This window comes from Streptosporangium sp. NPDC002544 (assembly GCF_040295965.1).
Lineage (GTDB): Bacteria > Actinomycetota > Actinomycetes > Streptosporangiales > Streptosporangiaceae > Streptosporangium.
The window spans coordinates 114615-135691 of sequence record NZ_JBEOWJ010000032.1 but is presented as its reverse complement, the minus strand read 5'-3'; the positions used below and the strand labels follow the sequence as shown (position 1 = coordinate 135691).

Annotated in this window: 16 protein-coding genes; 9 read left to right on the top strand and 7 right to left on the bottom strand. The window is 70.7% G+C overall.

Annotated features, from left to right (window positions below; translation table 11 throughout):
- The coding region (locus ABT061_RS36900; RefSeq protein ID WP_502991561.1) for a dolichyl-phosphate-mannose--protein mannosyltransferase at window positions 1-853 on the top strand (853 nt) is incomplete at its 5' end.
- On the opposite strand, the gene ABT061_RS36895 is transcribed toward ABT061_RS36900, so the two are convergent.
- Window positions 801-2366, bottom strand: coding sequence for a hypothetical protein (locus ABT061_RS36895; protein WP_350926862.1), 1566 nt, complete (start codon window positions 2364-2366; stop codon window positions 801-803). The two genes, ABT061_RS36900 and ABT061_RS36895, sit on opposite strands and share 53 nt — an antisense overlap.
- Before the next feature lie 101 nt (window positions 2367-2467).
- Here ABT061_RS36895 and ABT061_RS36890 point away from each other — a divergent pair, with 101 nt between their 5' ends.
- The 3 genes from ABT061_RS36890 (at window position 2468) to ABT061_RS36880 (ending at window position 6605) form a co-directional block, all read left to right on the top strand.
- The gene (locus tag ABT061_RS36890; protein WP_350926860.1) at window positions 2468-3724 is read left to right on the top strand and encodes a glycosyltransferase; all 1257 of its coding nucleotides are present in this window, start codon (window positions 2468-2470) and stop codon (window positions 3722-3724) included.
- A 25-nt stretch (window positions 3725-3749) separates the two neighbouring features.
- A complete protein-coding gene (gene metG, locus ABT061_RS36885) occupies window positions 3750-5531 on the top strand; it encodes a methionine--tRNA ligase (RefSeq protein ID WP_350926858.1) in 1782 nt (593 codons plus the stop codon).
- Between the two features lie 213 nt (window positions 5532-5744).
- Entirely contained in the window at window positions 5745-6605 is an 861-nt protein-coding gene (locus ABT061_RS36880; RefSeq protein WP_350926856.1) for a TatD family hydrolase, read from the top strand.
- 71 nt (window positions 6606-6676) lie between these two features.
- Here ABT061_RS36880 and ABT061_RS36875 read toward each other — a convergent pair whose 3' ends face one another.
- Window positions 6677-8062 carry an FG-GAP-like repeat-containing protein gene (locus ABT061_RS36875; protein WP_350926854.1) on the bottom strand — a complete coding sequence of 462 codons (1386 nt, stop codon included), beginning with the start codon at window positions 8060-8062 and terminating at the stop codon, window positions 6677-6679.
- Complete coding sequence (locus ABT061_RS36870; protein WP_350926852.1) at window positions 8059-9738, bottom strand: serine/threonine-protein kinase; 1680 nt, start codon at window positions 9736-9738, stop codon at window positions 8059-8061. Before ABT061_RS36870 ends, ABT061_RS36875 begins: the two co-directional genes overlap by 4 nt.
- 225 nt (window positions 9739-9963) lie before the next feature.
- Here ABT061_RS36870 and rsmA point away from each other — a divergent pair, with 225 nt between their 5' ends.
- The 3 genes from rsmA to ABT061_RS36855 all read left to right on the top strand — a co-directional run bounded on the left by rsmA (window position 9964) and on the right by ABT061_RS36855 (window position 13793).
- Complete coding sequence (gene rsmA / locus ABT061_RS36865) at window positions 9964-10824, top strand: 16S rRNA (adenine(1518)-N(6)/adenine(1519)-N(6))-dimethyltransferase RsmA (protein WP_350926850.1); 861 nt, start codon at window positions 9964-9966, stop codon at window positions 10822-10824.
- Window positions 10825-10914: 90 nt separating this feature from the next.
- Window positions 10915-11817 (top strand): 4-(cytidine 5'-diphospho)-2-C-methyl-D-erythritol kinase, encoded by a 903-nt coding sequence (locus ABT061_RS36860; protein ID WP_350926848.1) that lies wholly within the window; start codon window positions 10915-10917, stop codon window positions 11815-11817.
- 164 nt (window positions 11818-11981) lie between these two features.
- The gene (locus tag ABT061_RS36855) at window positions 11982-13793 is read left to right on the top strand and encodes an ABC-F family ATP-binding cassette domain-containing protein (RefSeq protein ID WP_350926846.1); all 1812 of its coding nucleotides are present in this window, start codon (window positions 11982-11984) and stop codon (window positions 13791-13793) included.
- A gap of 93 nt (window positions 13794-13886) precedes the next feature.
- On the opposite strand, the gene ABT061_RS36850 is transcribed toward ABT061_RS36855, so the two are convergent.
- The gene (locus ABT061_RS36850) at window positions 13887-14438 is read right to left on the bottom strand and encodes a MarR family winged helix-turn-helix transcriptional regulator (protein WP_350926844.1); all 552 of its coding nucleotides are present in this window, start codon (window positions 14436-14438) and stop codon (window positions 13887-13889) included.
- 56 nt (window positions 14439-14494) lie between these two features.
- Between ABT061_RS36850 and ABT061_RS36845 the strand changes: the two genes are divergently transcribed.
- Together ABT061_RS36845 and ABT061_RS36840 are read left to right on the top strand one after the other, a co-directional pair.
- Window positions 14495-15259, top strand: coding sequence for a trans-aconitate 2-methyltransferase (locus ABT061_RS36845; protein WP_350926842.1), 765 nt, complete (start codon window positions 14495-14497; stop codon window positions 15257-15259).
- Window positions 15260-15376: 117 nt separating this feature from the next.
- The gene (locus ABT061_RS36840; protein WP_350926840.1) at window positions 15377-16855 is read left to right on the top strand and encodes a CYTH and CHAD domain-containing protein; all 1479 of its coding nucleotides are present in this window, start codon (window positions 15377-15379) and stop codon (window positions 16853-16855) included.
- Between the two features lie 52 nt (window positions 16856-16907).
- On the opposite strand, the gene ABT061_RS36835 is transcribed toward ABT061_RS36840, so the two are convergent.
- The 3 genes from ABT061_RS36835 to ABT061_RS36825 all read right to left on the bottom strand — a co-directional run bounded on the left by ABT061_RS36835 (window position 16908) and on the right by ABT061_RS36825 (window position 20972).
- On the bottom strand, window positions 16908-17786 hold the full coding sequence (locus tag ABT061_RS36835) for an NUDIX hydrolase (protein WP_350926838.1): 879 nt from the start codon (window positions 17784-17786) through the stop codon (window positions 16908-16910).
- Entirely contained in the window at window positions 17779-19842 is a 2064-nt protein-coding gene (locus ABT061_RS36830; RefSeq protein WP_350926836.1) for an RNA degradosome polyphosphate kinase, read from the bottom strand. Before ABT061_RS36830 ends, ABT061_RS36835 begins: the two co-directional genes overlap by 8 nt.
- 62 nt (window positions 19843-19904) lie before the next feature.
- Window positions 19905-20972 carry a TetR family transcriptional regulator gene (locus ABT061_RS36825; protein ID WP_350926834.1) on the bottom strand — a complete coding sequence of 356 codons (1068 nt, stop codon included), beginning with the start codon at window positions 20970-20972 and terminating at the stop codon, window positions 19905-19907.
- Window positions 20973-21077 lie beyond the last annotated feature (105 nt).

Sequence of the window (21077 nt, the reverse complement as noted above, 5' to 3'; positions counted from 1 at the left end):
CGCGGTCAAGTGGTCGGGGATCTTCTTCCTGGTCGCCTTCGCGATCATGTCCCTGGTCTGGGACGCCGGCGCCCGCCGGGCCATCGGCCTGCGCAGACCGTACCTGGGAGTGGTCAACCGGGACCTGACCGGCGTCCTGCTGGCGATGGGCCTGCTGCCGGCCCTCACCTACATCGCCTCCTGGACCGGCTGGTTCGCCTCGTCGCTCGGCTGGGGCCGCAACTGGGCGCAGGCGACCTCGCAGGGCCCCGGGTTCTTCGTCTTCGACTCCCTCCGCTCCTGGCTGAGCTACCACTTCCAGGTGCTGAGCTTCCACACCGGGCTGAGCGAGGGGCACACCTACCAGTCCACACCCTGGACCTGGCCCATCCTCTCGCGCCCGGTGGCGTTCCACTACGAGAGCCCCGGCACCGGGTGCGGCGCCGACAACTGCGCCGAGGCGGTGCTCGGCGTCGGCACCCCGGTCATCTGGTACGGCGGCCTGGCCGCCCTCATCGCCATGATCGCCTGGTACGTCGCCACCCGCGACTGGCGCGCCGGGGCCCTGCTCCTCGGCTACGCCGCGGGCTGGCTCCCCTGGTTCTACTACGCCCTCGCCGACAACCGGACCATGTACCTGTTCTACGCGATCACCATGGTCCCCTTCATGATCCTCGCGCTGACCATGGTCGCCGGGCTGATCATCGGGCGGGCCGACGCCGCGCCCAACCGCAGGGCGCTCGGGGCCGCGGTCGTCGGGGCCTTCACCCTGCTGGCGCTGGTCAACTTCTGGTGGCTCTACCCGGTGCTGGCCGCCGAGGTCATCCCGCACTCCCAGTGGTGGTCGCGGATGCTGTTCCGGAGCTGGGCGTGACGGGCGCGGCAGGTGTGCCGGACGCGGCGGGCCGGGAGAACCCGTGGCGCAGCGAGATCGCGGCCGCCAGGCAGGCCAGTGGCACCGCGGGCAGCAGGTAGCGGTAGTCGAACTCGGCGGTCGCGGCCGGGGCCAGGATGAGACCGAGGGCAGCCAGCCACGGCAGCAGCACGGGGCCACCCAGCCTGCGCCAGCGCACCGCCACCCCGGCCAGGCCGATCAGCAGCAGCACGCCGATCACGAGGCCGGGCAGCCGGACGATCCGCTGGTAGCCCTGCATGAAGCCCGCCCACGGGTCGTGGACGTCGGTACCGATCACGCGTGGCTTGCCCTGGATCGGCGCGGTCCGCAGGCCCGGATCGTACTTCTGCGCGTCGGTGTCGGTGTTGCCCCGGTACGACGACCAGGCAGGGAGGATCTTGTTCTCCGGCAGGAACTCGTACTGCCGGTAGGTGTTGAAATCCGGGAAGCGCGGCCGGTCCCAGCGGAAGGCGCGGAAGAAGTCGCCGGCCACCAGGCTCAGATAGTCGAGCGGCTGGGACAGGATGGCCCGCTGGGCGAACGCGCCCGCCGTCTTGTTGGTCTCCGGGGTGAACGTGCTGCCCACCCCGAAGGCGTGGAAGCGCTGGCCGTTCTGTGCCCACCAGAGGTACTTCTGCCCGGAGAAGCCGCGCTGGCCCGGCGGCGCGCTGATGCACAGCAGCGCCAGCTCCAGCTCCTCGCGGGGGTCGATCCGCATCTTCTCGCAGTCGGCGAAGAGCGCCGTCCGCATGTAGAGGATCGCGCCGTCACTGTTGGTCATCGCGAAGTTGCCGTACGCGGAGGCGAACCAGGCCATGTAGCCGACCACGGGGAGCGCGCACGCGGTGATCATCGCCGCGATCGTCTTCCAGGCCGTGCGCTTGACCAGCAGGTAGACCACGACCAGCGCGAGGATCGGCAGGCCGATCGACCGGGTGAGCGCGGTGAGGGCCAGCAGCAGCCCGATCACCGCGCCGACCCGCCAGGACATCCGCCGGTGCCAGAGCACCAGCGTGATCACGGCCACGACCAGCAGCATGAACATCGCGTCGGACATGACCAGGTGTTCGAGCTGGATCTGGTACGCGTCGAACAGCACCGGCACCGCGGCCAGCGTCGCCCCCCAGCCAGGCAGGCCGAACCTGCCGCGCAGCAGGGTGTAGATCAGCACCGCGATGCCCAGGCCCATCAGGTGCTGCACGAAGACCACCAGGCCGAAGCTGTGCAGCGGCCGCAGCGCCAGGAGCAGGAAGGAGTAGCCGTTCGGGCGCAGCGCACTGGGCCGGTCGGGGTTCACCGCCCCGGAGACGTACTCGTAGGAGTCGTTGAACCACAGGGCCGGGCCATAGCCGAGCATGGTGACCACACGCAGCAGGAACGCCAGCACGAGGGCGGCCACGAAGAGGCGATGCCGGTACAGGAAGGCTCGCAGGCGAGGGATCCGGTCAGGCAAAGGCACGTCCAGGCGAGGGCGGTCGGCGACGGTCACCATGCCTTACAGGATGCCAGCCGTTTCAGGGAGTTGACCCGGGCGAGGGGCTTCAGAGGGCATCATGGTGAGATTGGCCTGTGCCGTGAGTGAAGGGTTGAGACGTGGAACTGACCGTGGTCATGCCTTGTTTGAACGAGGCGGAGACCGTGGAGACCTGCGTACGCAAGGCACTCGCCTGCATGCGGGAACACGGGATCGACGGGGAAGTGCTGATCGCCGACAACGGCAGCACCGACGGCTCACAGCAGCTCGCGCGCGAGGCTGGGGCCCGGGTCGTGCACGTTGACGCCAAGGGGTACGGCAACGCCCTGATGGGTGGCATCCGCGCCGCGCGCGGCCGCTACGTCATCATGGGCGACGCGGACGACTCCTACGACTTCACGGCGCTGCTGCCGTTCGTCGAGCAGCTCCGTGACGGCGCCGACCTGGTGATGGGCAACCGGTTCAAGGGCGGCATCGCGCCGGGCGCCATGCCCCCGCTCCACCGCTACCTGGGCAACCCGGTGCTCTCCTTCATCGGACGCCTCTTCTTCCCCAGCGCGATCGGTGACTTCCACTGCGGCCTGCGCGGTTTCCGGCGCGAGTCCATCCTCAGGCTCGGCCTGCAGACCGGTGGCATGGAGTTCGCCAGCGAGATGGTGGTCCGCTCGACCCTGTCGGGCCTGGACGTACGCGAGGTGCCCACCACGCTCTCGCCCGACGGCCGCTCCCGCCCGCCGCACCTGCGCTCCTGGCGCGACGGCTGGCGCCACCTGCGCTTCCTGATGCTCTACAGCCCGCGCTGGCTGTTCTTCATCCCCGGCCTGGTGCTGATGACCCTCGGCCTGGTCGCGGGCGCCGCCCTGACCTTCGGCCCGGTCTACATCGGAAAGCTCGCCTTCGACGTCGACACCCTGGTCGGCGCCTCCGCCATGGTGGTGATCGGCTTCCAGGCGGTGCTGTTCGCGCTGTTCACCAAGGTGTACGCGGCCGAGGAGGGCTTCCTGCCGGAAGATCGGCGGGTGCGCAAGCTCATCGACATCGTCTCCCTGGAGAAGGGGCTGGTCGTCGGCGGGCTGCTGGCCCTGGGCGGCCTGGGCGGCCTGGTCGCCTCCCTGGTCCACTGGCAGACCCGTAGCTTCGGCCCGCTGATCCCCTCGGAGTCGCTGCGCCTCGTCGTGCCCTCGGCCACCGCGCTGATCGTGAGCTTCCAGACGATTTTCGCCGCGCTGTTCATCAGCATCCTCGGCATCCGCCGTACCAAGGAGACGCCCATCGACGTGGCCGCCTCCGCGGCGGAGGAGGCCGCCGAGGCCGTCAAGCGCGCCGCCGAGGCGGTGGAGGGTTCCACTACCGGCAGGGAGAGCACCAAGGCCTGAGCCCGCGTCCCTTAGGCTGGGCACCATGTCCCAGCACATCCTGACCGCGGTCGCCTGGCCCTACGCCAACGGCCCCCGCCACATCGGGCACGTCTCCGGATTCGGCGTGCCATCCGACGTCTTCAGCCGCTATCAGCGGATGGCGGGCAACATGGTGCTCATGGTGAGCGGGACCGACGAGCACGGCACCCCGATCCAGGTGCAGGCCGACAAGGAGGGCCTGAGCGCCCGCGAGCTCGCCGACCGCTACAACAGGGTGATCGTCGAGGATCTCCAGGCGCTCGGCCTGTCCTACGACCTGTTCACCCGGACCACGACCGTGAACCACTACGCGGTGGCACAGGAGATCTTCAAGGGACTCCACGCCAACGGCTATATCTTCCCCCAGACCACGATGGGCGCCATCTCGCCCTCCACCGGGCGCACCCTGCCCGACCGCTACATCGAGGGCACCTGCCCCATCTGTGGTTACGAAGGCGCCCGTGGCGACCAGTGCGACAACTGCGGCAACCAGCTCGACCCGGTCCAGCTGATCAACCCGGTGAGCAAGGTCAACGGGGAGACGCCGGTCTTCGTGGAGACCGAGCACTTCATGCTCGACCTGCCCGCGTTCGCCGAGGTTCTGGCGTCGTGGCTGCGCTCCAAGGAGGGCGACTGGCGGCCCAACGTGCTGAAGTTCGCCCTGAACATGCTCGGCGACATGCACCCCCGCGCGATCAGCCGCGACCTCGACTGGGGGGTGCCGATCCCGCTGGAGGGCTGGAGCGACCAGGCCAACAAGCGGCTCTACGTCTGGTTCGACGCGGTCGTGGGCTACCTCAGCGCCTCCATCGAGTGGGCGCGCCGCTCCGGCGACCCGGAGGCCTGGCGCCGCTGGTGGCAGGACCCTGAGGCCCTCGGCTACTACTTCATGGGCAAGGACAACATCGTCTTCCACGCGGAGATCTGGCCGGCGATGCTGCTCGGCTACAACGGCCAGGGGGCCCGCGACGGCAAGCCGGGCTCGCTCGGCGCGCTGAACCTGCCCGCCGAGGTCGTCTCCAGCGAGTTCCTGACCATGGAGGGACGCAAGTTCTCCTCCTCCCGCCAGGTCGTCATCTACGTGCGTGACTTCCTGGAGCGCTACGACGCCGACGCGCTGCGCTACTACATCGCGGTGGCGGGCCCGGAGAACCAGGACACCGACTTCACCTGGTCGGAGTTCCTCAACCGCAACAACGGCGAGCTGGTGGCGGCCTGGGGCAACCTGGTGAACCGCTCGATCTCGATGGCCGCCAAGAACTTCGGGGTCATCCCCGAGGCGGCCGACCTCACCGAGGTCGACCGCGCCATGCTGGAGCGGAGCCGCTCGGCCTTCCCGAAGGTCGCGGCCGAGTTCGAGCAGTGCCGGTTCAAGAACGCGACGAACGAGGCGTTCGAGGTCATCCGCGAGGCCAACAGGTACCTGGCCGAGCAGGAGCCCTGGAAGATCAAGGACAACCCCGAGCGGGTGAAGACCATCCTGCACGTCGCCCTGCAGGTGGTGGACGACGCCAAGACCCTGCTGACCCCGGTGCTGCCCAACTCCTCCAACAAGATCTACGCGATGCTCGGCGGCACCGGTGTCTGGGCTGGCATGCCGGAGATTCAGGAGGTCGCCGACGAGGACGGCCGGAGCTACCCGATCATCACCGGCTCCTACGACGGCGCCGCGCGCTGGGAGTCCGTCCCGATCCGGGTGGGCACCCCGCTCTCCCCGCCGACCCCGCTCTTCGTCAAGCTCGACCCGAAGATCGTCGACGAGGAACTGGCCCGTCTGGGCGAGTAGCGGCGAAGGCCCCCGGGCCTGGGAGCGGACCGGTCTCACCCGGCCGGCGGGTGTTCGGAGCCGCGGGCCGGGGCCTGGCTCTGGGCAGGGGCTGCCGGCCCCTGCCCGGTACCCGCCGATGGGCGGGCCGGTGCGCCCGGGGCCTGGGAATGAGCCGGTCCGCGCGGGGGCGCCGGGCGCGGGCCGGGCCGGCTCCTCGGTAGGTTGGACGGCGTGAGCACGCAGAAGCTTCCCGCCGCCCCCGAGCCCCTGCCGGCAGAGGTGTTCGACAGCCACTGTCACCTGGACATCATGGTGGGCAACCGCCAGGCGTCCTCGGGAGATCCGGTCGCGCAGGCCGCGCAGGCGGCCCAGGCGAGCGTCGAGGGCATCCTCGACGAGGCCCGCGCCGTCGGCGTGACGCGGCTCGTCACGATCGGCTACGACCTGCCGTCCTCGCGCTGGAACGCCGAGACGGCCGCGCTCCATCCCGACGTCTACGCCGGGGTGGCCATCCATCCCAACGAGGCGCACGCCGCGACGCCGGAGGCCCTCGCCGAGATCGAGCGGCTGGCCCGCCTGCCGCATGTCAGGGCGGTGGGGGAGACCGGGCTCGACTACTACCGCGACTGGGCGTCGAAGGACGACCAGCACGCCGGTTTCCGGGCGCACATCGAGATCGCCAAGCGGACCGGCAAGGCCCTGGTGATCCATGACCGCGAGGCCCACGACGACGTGCTGCGCGTGCTGGCCGAGCAGGGCGCCCCGGAGGTGGTGGTCTTCCACAGCTTCTCCGGTGACGCCGAGATGGCGAAGCAGTGCGTCGATGCCGGATATTTCATGTCATTTTCTGGGCCGGTCACCTACAAGAACGCCGGATACCTCCGCGAGGCCGCGAGGGTCGCGCCGAGGGAGCTGATCCTCGTCGAGACCGACGCGCCCTACCTCCCGCCCACGCCGCACCGGGGCAAGCCCAACGCGCCCTACCTCATCCCGCTCACGCTGCGCTGCCTCGCGGAGGTCAAGGAGATCGACCTCGCCGACCTCGCCGCCGCCGTCAGCGCCAACGGAGAGACCGTCTTCGGCTCCTGGTGACGGGTGGGACGGCCGCCCCGGCCAGGTCCACGACCGCGGGTCACGCACCGACGAGCTTCGCGTGACGTCGCTCAGCCCACCGCGGCGCCGAAGTCGGCGGAGGCGCCGCCGTCCAGGGCGGGGATCTTTCCGGTGCCCGGTGAGAGCGGGACGCCCCGGGCGTCGTTGCGGCCCAGCAGGATGACCGTTCCCACGCCCGCCTGGTCGGGGGCGCCGACGACCAGCCGGTTACCACTGAACCCAACGGACCAGCCGAAGTGGTCGCCGGCCTGACTCTGGGTGATCAGCCGGCTCCCCGCCGGGTCGCCCACCGGCACCAGTCGCACGCCGCCGCGCCGGTCGGAGCCGTCGAAGGGCACGCCCACGGCGAGCCTGACCCCTCCGGAGGCGGTGAACGCCAGCGAGAACCCGTATCCCTCGCCCGCCGCTCCCTCGGAGCCCTGGTCGAAGGTGGCGGCAGGGGCGATCTCCAGGGTGCTTGAGGCCTGGAACAACTGGACGAGGCCGGAGTCCTGCACGCCCCCGCCGTCACCGAGCGGGGCGCTCACCGCGAGATAGCCGACGTCGCCCTCCTCGGTGTAGGCCATCGCGTAACCGAACAGGTCGCCCGCGCCGGCGTCGACGATCTCGCGGAGGTCCCACTTCTTGCTCCGGTACTCGCTCCGGGACCCGCGTACGTCGAAGATCACTGTGAGTGCCCCCGCGTCCAGCTTGCCCCCGCCGGCCTGGGGCCCCGTTCCGTCGTCGTTCTCGTACGGCGATCCGACCGCGAGATCCGGCTCGCCGGGGATGCCGCCCAGTTTGCCGATCGCCAGCGACCAGCCGAACATGTCGCCGACCTCGCCGTTGCCCGTGACGCCCTTGGACTCCTGGGAGATCCGCCGGCCCTCGCCGGAGGTCTCGGTGTCGAACAGGTAGACCGCGCCGGAGTCGGCGACACCGTCGGCGTTCTCGTGCGGGGCGCCGACCGCCACCAGCGTTCCGCCGGAGGCCAGGGACCAGCCGAAGTGAGCGTCGGCCTCGGGGGAGGGAGAGACCAGGCGGATCGTCCTGGGGTCGGGGCCGCCGTGCACCACGTAGACCGCGCCCGCGTCCCGGTAGCCCGCCACGTCCGCGTACGGGGCGCCGATGAGCAGGTCGGCACAGCCGTCGCCGTCGATCCTGGCCAGCCGCACCGACCACCCGAAGCCGTCACCCGCCTCGGTCTCGGCGACGGTCACGGCCTTCCCAGCCTCCCCCCGGCCGAACAGCACGTGCACGGCACCCGCGCCGGCCAGCCCGCCGGGGTCGGCGAACGGGTCGCCGACCGCGATGTCGTCCACCCCGTCGCCGTCGAAGTCGCTCGCGCCCGTTCCGGTGCAGTCGGCGGCCGGGGCGGAAGCGGCATCGGACCAGGCGGACCCGGTGGACGACCACGCGATCGCGGCCGCGGCCACGAGAGAGAGCAGCAGCCTCATGACACCCTCACCTCTATCTCCCCGCCGCCCTCGATCACCGTTCCGGTCAGCTTCGCGGGTTTGCGGGACGGGGGCAGGTCGTAGACCAGGACGCCGTCCACCTTCGCCCCGGGGGGCAGGGTGGCCGGCGGCTCCGTCGAGGAGCCCTCGGCGGTGTGCGCCGTGCCGACGTCGTCGAGCAGGGTGAGCGGGGTGCGGCTGAGCCGGGCCGCCTCCCCGCCGGTGTTGACCAGCGTCCACGGGATCGTGCAGAGCATGCCGCGTACCGGGGTGGCGCCCTCGTAGACGGTGAGTCCGCACGTCGGGGTGCGCGGGATGATCAGCTGCGGGTCCTTGAGGAAGGAGCCTGTCGTGACCCTGCGGCCCACGTCGGTGGCGCGGGTGGCGCCGGTGCCGCTGGTGCCGCCGGTACTGCCCGCCCGGGCCTCCCCCCGGTCACCCAGGTCCGGGCCGCGCAGGTTCAGCAGCACGACGACCGTGACGGCCAGTGCCGCGAGCACGGCCAGCCCGGCGAACAGCCAGCGCCGCCGGGGTGCCGTCCGGGCCGGGACGGGGCCGGTGAACGGTTGTGACGGCGATGTCGTGGGCTCGGGCCGCGAGGGCGAGAGGGAGTCCGCAGGTGCCGGTGCCGTGGAAGGGCCGGGCGGCGCGGGCGTGGCGGGTGCGGTGGCCGGGTCTGCCGGCTCCTGGATCGGCGGGGCGGGAAACCGCGTCCCCAGGTTCAGCGCGCTGAGCGTCTGGGTGGAGTCGGGCTCCACGTTGGCGGGTGGCTGCCAGGACTCGTGGAGCAGGTCACTGGCTATCAACGTGGGCGGGTCGGCCCGGGTGGGAGCCGGTGAGGACGGAGCGGCGATCCCGCCGCCGACCAGGGCGATCAGCAGGTCCTGGGCGGTGGGCCGCTGGTAGGGGTCCATCGCGGTCGCGCGGCGGACCAGGTCGTTCAGCGGGGCGGGGAGCGCCCCCAGGTCGGGCGGGCTGTTGAGCAGCCGGGTGGCCATCGTTATCAGGTCGCCCCGCCCGTAGGGGTGGCGGCCGTTGCCCGCGTACGCGACCAGGCAGCCCCAGGCGAAGATGTCCGCGGCCGGCGTGACGGCCAGGCCACGGACCTGCTCAGGGGCCCACCAGCCGGGGCTGCCGAGTACCTCGCCCGAGCGGGTGAAGCTGTGCGTGGAGTCAAGGGCCCTGGCGATGCCGAAGTCGATCACCCGGGGCCCGGACATGGACAGGATCACGTTGGCGGGTTTGAGGTCGCGGTGCACCAGGCCGGCGACATGGATCGCGGCCAGCGCCGCCGCCACCCCCAGGGCCACGCCGTGCAGCGTTCCGGGCTCCAGCGCGCCGTGCTCGGAGATCTGGCGGGACAGCGGCGTGCCCGCGATGTACTCGGTGACCATGTACGGCCGGTTGTCGTCGCCGGTGCCGTTGTCCAGCACCTGCGCCGTGCAGAACGAGGCCACCCGCCGGGCGTTCTCGACCTCCGCGTGGAATCTCGCGGCGAAGCCGTCCTCGACCGCGACCTCCGCCTTCACCACCTTGAGCGCGACCGGTCGTCCGGCCGGCGCCAGTGCCAGGTAGACGGTCCCCATCCCGCCCTCGCCAAGGCGCCCGAGCAGGCGGTAGGCCCCGATGCGCTCGGGGTCGGTGGATCGCAGTCCTTCGACACCGGGCTGGTTCACGTCCTCTTCACCGGGAAGGTTCCCTTCCTCGCAGTCGGTCCCCCGTATGGCAACGTTATCCACAACGGAACCTCTCGTGCTCCATCACGCGTCCTCGCATGGGCTTCGGTGCGGGAAACTTGTCAGGTGACATGGGAGAGCGACCTTGGGTGATCGAGGCAGACAAATCGGAGACCACAACGGTCCGGCGGGCGTGCGGTCCGGGCCACTGCGTGAGGGACCAGCATGAGCCTTCTTGGTCCAGCGGAAATACGTATTTTGGCGGACAAGCTCAATATTCGTCCTACGAAGAAGCTCGGCCAGAACTTCGTGATCGACGCGGGCACGGTCCGCAAGATCGTGAGGGTGGCCGAACTTGAGCCCGACGACGTGGTCATCGAGGTGGGTCCAGGGCTGGGGTCGCTCACGCTCGCGCTGCTTCCCGAGGTCCGCGGCGTGATCGCGGTGGAGATCGATCCCGTGCTCGCCGCCCAGCTGCCGCTGACGGTCGACCGGCACGCCCCGGAGCTCGCCGACCGGCTCACCGTGGTGCTCGCCGACGCCATGCGTGTCCTGCCCGAGGATCTGCCCGCGGAGCGGCCGAGCGCGCTGGTCGCCAACCTTCCCTACAACGTGTCGGTCCCGGTGGTGCTCCACCTGCTGGAGACGCAGCCGTCGCTGCGCAAGGTTCTGATCATGGTCCAGGCCGAGGTCGCCGACCGGCTGGCCGCCGCCCCCGGTTCCAAGGTCTACGGCATCCCCTCGGTCAAGGCGGCCTGGTACGCCGACGTCCGCCGGGCCGGTCCCGTCGGCCGCACCGTCTTCTGGCCGGTTCCCAACGTCGACTCCGGCCTGGTCGCGATGGTCAGGCGGGAGCCGCCCACGACGGTGGCCACCCGCGAGGAGGTCTTCGCGGTGGTGGACGCCGCCTTCGCCCAGCGTCGCAAGACCCTGCGGGCCGCCCTCGCCTCCTGGGCCGGTACGGCCCCCGCCGCGGAGCGGGCGCTGCGGGCCGCCGGGATCGACCCCGCCACCCGCGGCGAGCAGCTCAGGGTCGAGGATTTCGCGAGGATCGCGGAGAACCGTACGCCTAAAAGCGGTACATAGTGTGATTTGCCGGTTCGTTTGCGTGCGGGGGGGAGGGATCCCGTTACGATCTGACGTCGTGACCAGTGAGCGAGCCCCCATGGGGGACGCATGAACTCCGTGACCGTCCGCGTACCAGCGAAGGTCAACCTGCAACTTGCCGTCGGCCCGCTACGGGATGACGGCTACCACGACCTCGTCAACGTCTTCCACGCCGTCTCGATCTTCGATGAGGTCACGGCCACCGCGGAGACCGGGATGAGTGTCCGAGTGGAGGGCGAGTCCGCGGACCAGGTGCCCGAGGACGGCGACAACCTCGCGATCCGGGCGGCCCTCGCGCTGGCCGGGCACGCGGGCCGCCCGTACGGGGTGAACCTGCTCATCCGCAAGTCGATCCCGGTGGCGGGCGGCATGGCGGGCGGCAGCGCCGACGCCGCCGCGGCCCTGGTCGCCTGCAACGAGCTCTGGGGTCTCGGCCTGCCGCGTGAGGACCTGATGGAGATCGCCGCCGACCTCGGCAGCGACGTCCCCTTCGCGCTGCTCGGCGGTACCGCGGTCGGCACCGGCAGGGGAGAGCGGCTGACCTCGCTGGACGTCGCGGGCACCTTCCACTGGGTGTTCGCGCTGGCCGACGGCGGCCTGTCCACGGCCGCGGTCTACGCCGAGTGCGACCGCCTCCGCCAGGCGAGCGGCGAGCTGGTGGCCTGGCCCCAGGCCGCCGAGGCACTGCTGGCCGCGCTCCGCGAGGGTGACGCGGAGGCCCTTGGTGTCCAGCTCGGCAACGACCTGCAGCCCGCCGCCGTGGCGCTGCGCGGCTCGCTGGCCCGCACCCTGGACGCGGGGCGGGAGCAGGGCGCCCTCGGCTCGCTGGTCTCCGGTTCCGGGCCCACCTGCGCCTTCCTCGCCCGGTCGGCGGCCCACGCGGGCGAGCTGGCAGCCTGCCTGAAGGACGCCGGCGTGGCGCGCGACGTCATCACCGCCCACGGCCCCGTGCCCGGCCCGGTGGTCGTCTAGGCTCCCCGTGGTCACCGTCGTGGTCACCGTCTCCGCGGGCACGACCGGCCGGTCTCGCCGGTCGAGGCGGCCATCCGATGGAGGCGCCCGAAGGCGCCGTCAGGGACGGGACGGTTCTCGCGGCGGGGGCCGCGTGGGCCGGGAGCGGATACGCTTGTCTGGCGATGAATCTGGTCAATCTTGAGTCGGTCTCCCACTCCTACGGTCCCAAGCCCCTGCTCAACGACGTCTCACTCGGCATCGAGGCGGGCGACCGCATCGGCGTGGTCGGCCGCAACGGTGGTGGCAAGACCACCCTCATCTCGGTGATAGCCGGTGACCTCAAGCCCAATGCCGGGCGGGTCACCCATAACCGGGGGCTCCAGGTAGGGGTGCTGTCGCAGGGCGACGACCTCGACCCGGCGCGGCCGGTGCGCGACATCGTCCTCGGTGACAGGTCCGAGCACGAGTGGGCGGGTGACGCGGGCATCCGTGAGATCCTCGCCAACCTGCTCGGCGACATCGACCTGACCGCGCTCGCCGGGAGCCTGTCGGGAGGTGAACGGCGCCGTACCGCCCTCGCCAAGCTGCTCATCGACGAGCACGACCTGATCATCCTGGACGAGCCCACCAACCACCTCGACATCGAGGCCATCGACTGGCTCGCCAGGCACCTGGCCGGCCGCAGGACGGCACTGCTGGTCGTCACCCACGACCGGTGGTTCCTCGACGCGGTCTCCACCAGGACGTGGGAGGTCACAGACGGCTCGGTCGAGCGCTACGAGGGCGGGTACGCCGCGTACGTGCTGGCCAAGGCCGAGCGCGCCCGGCTGGCCGCCGCCTCCGAGGCCCGCCGCCAGAACCTGATGCGCAAGGAGATCGCCTGGCTCCGCCGGGGTCCGCCCGCCCGCACCTCCAAGCCCAAGTTCCGCATCGACGCGGCCCAGGCGTTGATCGCCGACGAGCCTCCGGCCAGGGAGAGCGTCGAACTGGTCAAGTTCGCCGCGGCCCGGCTGGGACGCACGGTCTACGACCTTGAGGACGTCACGCTGCACGCCGGGGGACCCGGCCAGGGACCGCTGGTCCTCGACCACTCGACCTGGCAGTTCGGTCCCGGCGACCGGATCGGCCTGATCGGAGTGAACGGCTCCGGCAAGTCCTCGCTGCTCCGCCTGCTCGCCGGTACCGTGCACCCCGACTCGGGCAGGCTGGTACGCGGCAAGACGGTCCGCCTGGCGCACCTGTCGCAGGAGCTGGGCGAGCTCGACCCTGAGCGCCGGGTGCTGGAGACCGTCGAGGAGGTCCGCAAGTTCGTGCAGGTCGGCAAGAAGGAGTGGACCGCCTCCCAGCTGCTGGAGCGCCTCGGCTTCAAGGGGGACGCGCAGTGGAAGGTCGTCGGTGACCTGTCCGGTGGCGAGCGGCGCCGCCTGCAGCTGCTCCGCCTCCTGATGGACGACCCCAACGTGCTGCTGCTCGACGAGCCGACCAACGACCTCGACATCGAGACGCTCAACGAGCTGGAGGACCTGCTCGACGGCTGGCCGGGCACGCTGATCCTGGTCAGTCACGACCGTTACTTCCTGGAGCGGGTCACCGACAAGACCGTCGCCCTGCTCGGTGACCACAGGCTGTCGATGCTCCCCGGCGGAGTGGACGAGTACCTGTCCCGGCGGGCCTCGGGCGCGGCCCTGTCCGCGCGCGCGGCGTCCGGCGCGGTCTCCGGTGCGGCCTCCGCCACCTCGGCCGCGGTCGCGAAGGAGACGGCGGCCGGTCTGTCGGCGCGTGAGGAGCGCGATCTCCGCAAGGAGCTCTCCCGGCTGGAACGCCAGCTCGACAAGCTGAGCGGTCGCGAGGCGAAACTGCACGAGTCCATGGCCGACGCCGCCGCCGACTACGAGCGGCTGGCCTCGCTCGACGCGCAGCTGAAGGAGATCCTCGCGGAGAAGGACTCGATCGAGGGTGAGTGGCTGGAGCTGGCCGACCGCCTGGGCGAGTGAGCCTCCCGGGGCCGTGCGTTGAGGCCCGAGAGGGTGGCTGGGAACATCCTTCGGGCGCGCCGGGTTTATCCCGCCGCCCTCGGGCACAGGAGGTCAGTGCGCTCCGGTGCCGGTCGCGTCAAAAGGGACGAGTAGCGTGCGCAGCAGGTCCGAAAGGGCCTGCTGTTCGCGTTCCTGCAGGCTCGCGAGGAGCTCGCGTTCGCGGCGCAGCAGGTCGGCGAAGGCGTTGTCCACCCGGGTCCGCCCGGCGTCGGTCAGGGAGACCAGGACGCCGCGCCGGTCCTCTGGGTCGGGGCGCCGCCTGACCAGCCCGGCCGCGGCCAGCCGGTCGATCCGGTTGGTCATCGTCCCCGACGTCACCAGCGTCGCGCGGAGCAGGGCTCCCGGGCTCATCTGGTACGGCTCCCCGGCCCGGCGCAGGGCGGTGAGCACGTCGAACTCCCAGGTCTCCAGGTCGTGCTCGGCGAAGGCGGCCCGGCGGGCGCGGTCGAGATGGCGGGCCAGCCGGGAGACCCGGCTGAGCACCTGGAGCGGCTCCACGTCGAGGTCCGGGCGTTCCTGATTCCAGGCGGCGACCAGCAGGTCGACCTCGTCCTTCGCTCCGGCCGAACGGCCGGAGTCGTGGTCCGCGTGGTGCAGGGTCATGCCGGGAGTCTATCTGTCTTGACATCGAGATATCTCGCCGGATATCAATTGTCTTGATGTCGAGATATACCTGGGACCCCGTGATCTACGGTCGCTACGCCGACGAGCGCGCGCGCCCCTTCTTCGACCTGGTTTCCAGGATAGCCGTAGAGAATCCCGGCTACGTGGTCGACGCGGGCTGCGGTACCGGCGAGCTCACCGCCGAGCTCGCCAGGCGCTGGCCGGACGCCCGGGTCCACGGCTTCGACTCCTCGCCCGCCATGATCGAGAAGGCGCCGGCGGGCGGTTCGCTCTCCTTCTCCGTCAACGACGTCACGCGCTGGCGCCCTGAGCGGCCGGTCGACGTGATCGTGTCCAATGCCGTCCTGCAGTGGGTGCCCGACCACCGCGAGCTGCTGCCGCGCTGGGTGGAGGCCCTCGCCCCCGGCGGCCGGCTCGCCTTCCAGGTTCCCGGCAACTTCGATGCTCCCAGCCACGCCCTGGTCCGCGAGCTCTGCCGGACGAGGTGGCGCGACCGGCTGGGCGACCTGGCCCGCCCCTCCCCGGTCGACGACCCGGCCGGCTATCACGACCTGCTCGCTCGACTGGGCTGCCGGGTGGACGCGTGGGAGACCACCTACCTGCACGTGCTCCCCGGCGACGACGCCGTGCTCTCCTGGATCACCGGCACCGCCCTGCGCCCCATGCTCGACCGCCTGGACCCCGCCGAGGCCGCCGGCTTCCTCGCCGACTGCGCCGCCCTGCTCCGCGAGGCCTACCCCCGCGGGCCGTACGGCACGGTCTTCCCCTTCCGCAGGATCTTCGTGGTCGCCGGGAAGTGACCGGGTGACGCGCCGCCGCCCGTTCGGTGGGTGCCGGTGGGTCGGTGATCTCAGGAGCGGGTTTCTGGCCCGACAACCGGGCATGAATGGATATATGGGCAAATTAGGGGATGACCTGTGGCAATAGAGATCGAGGATAAGTTCGATGTGCCGGAGGATTACCAGCTGCCGGACCTCACCGGACTTCCGGGCGTCGGGGAGGTCGTGGGCCCGAAGACCCATCGGCTGGTCGCCCTCTACTTCGACACACCCGATCTGAGGCTCGCCGCGCGGGGGATCACCCTGAGAAGGCGCAGGGGCGGCACCGATCCCGGCTGGCACCTCAAGCTGCCCAAGGCCAAGGGGGTACGGCAGGAGATCACCCACCCGCTGACCCGGAGCATCAAGATCGTTCCTGCCGAACTGGCGGATCTGGTGCTCGCCTACACCCGGGGCGCCCCGCTGGCGCCCGTCGCCGAGTTGGACACCCGCCGTGCCGTCACCACGCTGGTCAACGGTGCCGGGGTGAGGCTGGTCGAGATCGCCGACGACCGGGTCAAGGGCACCGTGCTCGGCGACGAACCCCACGTCGAACGCTGGCACGAGGTCGAGGCGGAGATCCTCCATGGTGACGAGAGGCTGCTGAAGAAGGTCGGAAAGCGGCTGCGCAAGGCCGGCGCCAGTCCCGCCGAATCGGCGAGCAAGCTCGCGCGCCTGCTCGGTGGCGCCGGAGCGGCCCACGAGCAGCCGCGTGCCAGGACGGCCCCGGGTTCCGCGGGTGAGGTCGCCGTCGGTTATCTCACCGCTCAGGTCGGCGCGTTGCTCACGCAGGACCCCCGGGTCCGTAAGGCCGAGGAGGACGCCGTGCACCAGATGCGCGTCGCCGCCCGGCGGCTCCGCAGCGCGATGAAGTCGTTCAGGACGGTCGTCGGGGGCACCGGGAGCGTCCAGGACGAGCTCAAGTGGCTCGGCGCGGTCCTCGGCGAGGCACGCGACCTGGAGGTCATCCGCGAGCGGTTCGCGAGCAGGCTCGACAGCCTGGACAGCGCGCTGATCGTGGGTCCGGTCAGGGCCCGCCTCAGCTCCGACCTGCTGGACGACGAGCACGAGGCCCTCGACCGGATCAGGGACGCTCTCGGCTCCGAGCGCTACTTCGCCCTGCTCGACGCCCTCGACGACCTGATCGCCACCCCCGTGCTCACCAAGGCCGCCGGCAGGCCCGCGGAGACCCTGAAGGCCGTCGCGGCCAAGAGCTGGCACCGGGTCGCCAGGGCCTACGACACCGCGCTGTCCATCGAGGACCCCGCCGAGCGCGAGCTCGCCATGCACGAAGTGCGCAAGGCGGCCAAGCGGGCCCGTTACACCGCGGAGGTGCCCGGTATGAAGAAGCTGGCCAAGCGGGCGGAGACGGTACAGGAGGCGCTGGGCACCCACATGGACGGCGTCGTCGCGCAGGAACGGCTGGCAGCCGAGGCCGCGAACGCCCGTCTGGCGGGGGAGGACACCTACACCTACGGCGTGCTGACCGGCGTGGAGCGGGCCGGCGCCGAGCGCGCCGGCGAGGAGTTCCCCCGGATCTGGGCCGACACCGCGGCCGCCGTCGCGAAGCTTCTCTGAGGTCCTCCCGGCCCCTCGGCCGCCAGGCGCCCGGGACCGGCTGGAGATCGCGTCAGACGGTGTAGCGGTCCATGGCCACGACACGGCCGCCGTTGTGGTGCAGCACCGTGAACGCGCCCTTGGCCAGCCGCGCGTCGCCGGACCGGCCGCCGACTTCGGAGATCAGCCCGGGCAGGGTCTTGCCGTGGCCGCAGAGCGCCGTGGGCCGGTTCGAGGCCAGTGCCTTCTCGGCCAGGAGCAGGGAGGCCTGGAAGTCGTGGTGGGTCTCCGACAGGGCGGGTTCGAGCCGGACCGGCAGGCCGGCCCGTTCGGCGTACGGTTCCAGGGTCTGCACGCACCGCCTGCTGGGGGAGCTGACCAGTTCCGCGGGGCGGAAGGCGCCCAGCACGCTCGCGAGCACCTCGGCCTGCCTCAGGCCGTTCTCGTCGAGCGGCCGGTCGTCGTCGTCGCCCTTCCAGTCCTGCCGGTTCCCCGCCAGGGCGTGCCGTACCAGCACGAGCGGGGTGGTCGTCGGCGATGCCGCGCCGAGCGCGCGGAGCAGCCCGGCGTCCCAGTCGTAGGTCAGGCGCCGTGCGGCCTCCCGCACAGGCAGCCAGACCACATCGTCGACCTCGCGCCTGTCGGTACGGCTCTCCTCGGAGACCATCCTGGCCAGCCAGTAGTCGACCCGCTTGGGCAGCCCGCCCTTCGTGTAGTGGCTCGGCGGCAGCGACCGGCCGAGCTCCACGGTGATCCCCGTCTCCTCGGCCACCTCGCGCAGCGCGCCGGCGATGGCGTGCTCGCCGTTCTTCAGCTTCCCCTTGGGGAACGACCAGTCGTCGTACCTGGGCCGATGGACGAGGGCGACCTCCGGCGCGTCCGGTGAACCGCGCCAGACGACCGCCCCGGCCGCGCGGATCATGCCGTCCGGGTGGGCGGCGTGCTCAGTCATCGACGGCCCTCCACCTACGGGTGCCGATCAGATAGGTTTGCAGGTCATCGCCGGGATGCCGGACCCAGGTCCCGTCCGGGTTGAGCCACCAGGTCGCGGTGTCGTCGGACATGGCCCGGTCCAGCAGGCCGCTGAGGTAGTTCCGCTGCTGCTGGCTGGCGACCTTGACCAGCACCTCCACCCGGCGCTCGATGTTGCGGCGCATCATGTCACCGCTGCCGATCCAGACCTCCGGACGCCGGCCGTGGCCGAACTCGTAGATCCGCGAGTGTTCCAGGAAACGGCCCAGCACGCTCCTGACCCGGATGTTCTCCGACAGTCCCGGTATGCCGGGGCGGAGCGTGCAGACCCCTCGCACCCACAGATCCACCGGTACGCCGGCCCGCGACGCCCGGTAGAGGGCGTCGATGATGGGCTCGTCGACCAGGGAGTTCGTCTTCATCCTGATGCCGGCGGGACGGCCCGCCTCCTGATGGGAGATCTCCCGCTCGATCCTGGCCAGCAGGCCGCCGCGCAGGGAGTGCGGGGCGACCAGCAGCCGCCGGTAGGCCGAGTGGTTGGAGTAGCCGGTCAGGTGGATGAACAGGTCCGTGACATCCTCGCCGACCAGCCGGTCGGCGGTGAGCAGGCCCAGATCCTCGTACAGCCTGGCGGTCTTGGGGTTGTAGTTGCCCGTGCCGATGTGGCAGTAGCTGCGCAGCTCGCCCGAGACCTCCTGCCGCACCACCAGGGCGAGCTTGCAGTGGGTCTTCAGCCCCACGACGCCGTAGACCACGTGGCATCCGGCGCGCTCCAGCTTGCGCGCCCAGGTGATGTTGGCGTGCTCGTCGAACCTGGCCTTGATCTCCACGACCACGACCACCTGCTTGCCCGCCTCGGCGGCGTCGATCAGCGCGTCCACGATCGGTGAGTCGCCGCTGGTGCGGTAGAGGGTCTGCTTGATGGCCAGCACGTTCGGGTCGGCGGCGGCCTGCTCGATGAACCGTTGCACGCTCGTGGAGAACGAGTCGTACGGGTGGTGCAGCAGCACGTCCCGCTCGCGCAGCACCGCGAAGATGTCGTCCTCGACGTGCACCACCTCCGCGGGCACGAACGGGCGGAAGGTCAGCTCGCCCCGGTCGAGGTCGGCGATCGCGTGCAGCCCGGTCAGGTCCAGCGGCCCCGGCAGCCGGCAGATCTCGTGCTCGGCCACTCCCAGCTCGTCCACCAGCAGGTCCAGCACCTCGGGGGTGATGGTGTCCTCGACCTCCAGCCGGACCGGAGGGCCGAAGCGGCGCTTGAGAAGCTCGCGTTCCAAGGCCTGCATGAGGTTCTCGGTGACGTCCTCGTCGACGTCCAGGTCCTCGTTACGGGTCACCCGGAAGGCATGGTGCTCGACGATCTCCATACCTTTGAAAAGCTGCCCCAGGTGAGCGGCGATGACATCTTCCAGCGGGACGAAACGGTTCATGGACGCCGTGACGAAGCGGGGAAGCCGGCTGGGCACCTTGACCCGGGCGAAGACCGTGTTGCCGGTCGAGGGGTTGCGGACGGTGACGGCCAGGTTCAGCGAGAGTCCCGAGATGTACGGGAAGGGGTGGGCGGGGTCGACGGCCAGCGGCGTCAGCACCGGCCTGATCCGCTCCCTGAAGAGCTTGCGCATCTCGGTGCGCTCGTCGCGGCCGAGGTCGTCCCAGCGCACGATCTCGATGCCCTCGGCGCTCAGCTGCGGGCGGATCCGCTCGTAGAAGCAGGCCGACTGCCGCAGCGCGAGGTCGTTGGCGATCGCCGCGATCCTGGGCAGTTCCTCGCGGGGTTTCAAACCGCTCTTCGTGCGGAGCAGGAGGCCGGTGGCCATCCGCCGTTTCAGCCCGGCCACCCGTACCCGGAAGAACTCGTCCAGGTTGCTGGCGAAGATGGCAAGGAACCGCACTCTCTCCAGCAGCGGCAGGGACGGATCCTCCGCCATCTCCAGAACCCGTTGGTTGAACTGGAGCCAGCTCTCCTCCCGGTTGAGGAAGCGCTCCTGCGGGAGAGGAAGTCCGTCGGGGGTGGAACGGGCGAGTTCAGCGGACATATGACCAGAATGCCCGCTTTTGTTGAACAGAACGTTAATTTCGTCTCAACGGGCGCTGTTGTTTACTCACTTGGCTCAAGCTTTTCCCTCTCTTCACCAACGAGTTTCGCTCGCTTGACGGCCTCGCGTTCGGCGGCCCTGGCCTCGCGGAGCATCACCTTCTCCAGCTCCTTCATCTCCCGCTCGCGGGCCCGCTCCTGCTCCCTCAGCAGTCGCTGCTGCTCCTTCTGCTCCCGCTCGCGCGCCTTCTCCAGCTCCCGCTGCTCGCGGAGCCGGACCTTCTCCTGCTCCCTGGCCAGCTTCTCGGCCTCGCGCTGTTCGCGCTCGCGCAGCTTCTCCTGTTCCTTCTGCGCCCGCTCACGGGCCTTCTCCTGCTCCCGTAGCTCCTTTTCGGTCGGGGGCGAGGGTGGCTGAGGCACGGGCGACCGTGATCCCGCCGAGCGCGATCCCGGTGGATGGGGGCCGGCGTCGGCCGGGCGCTGCGGCGCCTGGGCGAGCCGCTGCCCCAGGCCGCGGGAGGAGGCGGTGAGCCGAGGGCTCGGGTCCAGCCCGGTCAGGCCGTTCCAGGCCAGGTTGACCAGGTGCGCGGCGACCTCCTCGCGCGACGGCCTGCGCACGTCCAGCCACCACTGGCCGGTCAGCGCGACCATGCCGACCAGCATCTGGGCGTACATGGGGGCCAGCTTGGGGTCATAGCCCCGTTCGACGAACTCGTCGACCATGACGTCCTCGACCTGGCTGGCGATGTCGTTGATCAGACTGGCGAACGTGCCGGTCCCCGAGGCGGCGTGCGAGTCGCGAACGAGGATGCGGAAACCCTCGCTGTTCTCCTCCACGTAGGCCAGCAGGGCCAGGGCCGCCCGCTCCAGCTTGATCAGCGAGTGCGAGGCGGACAGGGCCTCGGTCACCATGATCAACAGCTTCTGCATCTCCCGGTCGATGACGACCGCGTACACGCCCTCCTTACCGCCGAAGTGCTCGTAGACCACCGGCTTGGAGACGTTGGCGGTCGCCGCGATCTCCTCGACCGATGTGCCGTCGAACCCTTTCTCCGCGAACAGGGTCCTGCTGATCTGGATCAGCTGTTCCCGGCGTTCCTTACCTGACATCCGCCGTCGGGGTTCGCTCACGGTTCTAATAATGCTGCTCCGGGGTGTCGAATGCGACGCGAGTCAATGGGCGACGCGTGCTATTGGCGACGCTAACGCGTCGCGGCTCGGCCGCTCTTATCCGAC

Bases quoted from the DNA above. Each gene is read 5' to 3' on its own strand.
- ABT061_RS36895 (WP_350926862.1), bottom strand. From the start codon at position 2,366: ATGGTGACCGTCGCCGACCGCCCTCGCCTGGACGTGCCTTTGCCTGAC.
- metG (WP_350926858.1), top strand. From the start codon at position 3,750: ATGTCCCAGCACATCCTGACCGCGGTCGCCTGGCCCTACGCCAACGGC.
- ABT061_RS36875 (WP_350926854.1), bottom strand. From the start codon at position 8,062: ATGAGGCTGCTGCTCTCTCTCGTGGCCGCGGCCGCGATCGCGTGGTCG.
- rsmA (WP_350926850.1), top strand. From the start codon at position 9,964: ATGAGCCTTCTTGGTCCAGCGGAAATACGTATTTTGGCGGACAAGCTC.
- ABT061_RS36860 (WP_350926848.1), top strand. From the start codon at position 10,915: ATGAACTCCGTGACCGTCCGCGTACCAGCGAAGGTCAACCTGCAACTT.
- ABT061_RS36855 (WP_350926846.1), top strand. From the start codon at position 11,982: ATGAATCTGGTCAATCTTGAGTCGGTCTCCCACTCCTACGGTCCCAAG.
- ABT061_RS36850 (WP_350926844.1), bottom strand. From the start codon at position 14,438: ATGACCCTGCACCACGCGGACCACGACTCCGGCCGTTCGGCCGGAGCG.
- ABT061_RS36845 (WP_350926842.1), top strand. From the start codon at position 14,495: ATGTCGAGATATACCTGGGACCCCGTGATCTACGGTCGCTACGCCGAC.
- ABT061_RS36835 (WP_350926838.1), bottom strand. From the start codon at position 17,786: ATGACTGAGCACGCCGCCCACCCGGACGGCATGATCCGCGCGGCCGGG.
- ABT061_RS36830 (WP_350926836.1), bottom strand. From the start codon at position 19,842: ATGTCCGCTGAACTCGCCCGTTCCACCCCCGACGGACTTCCTCTCCCG.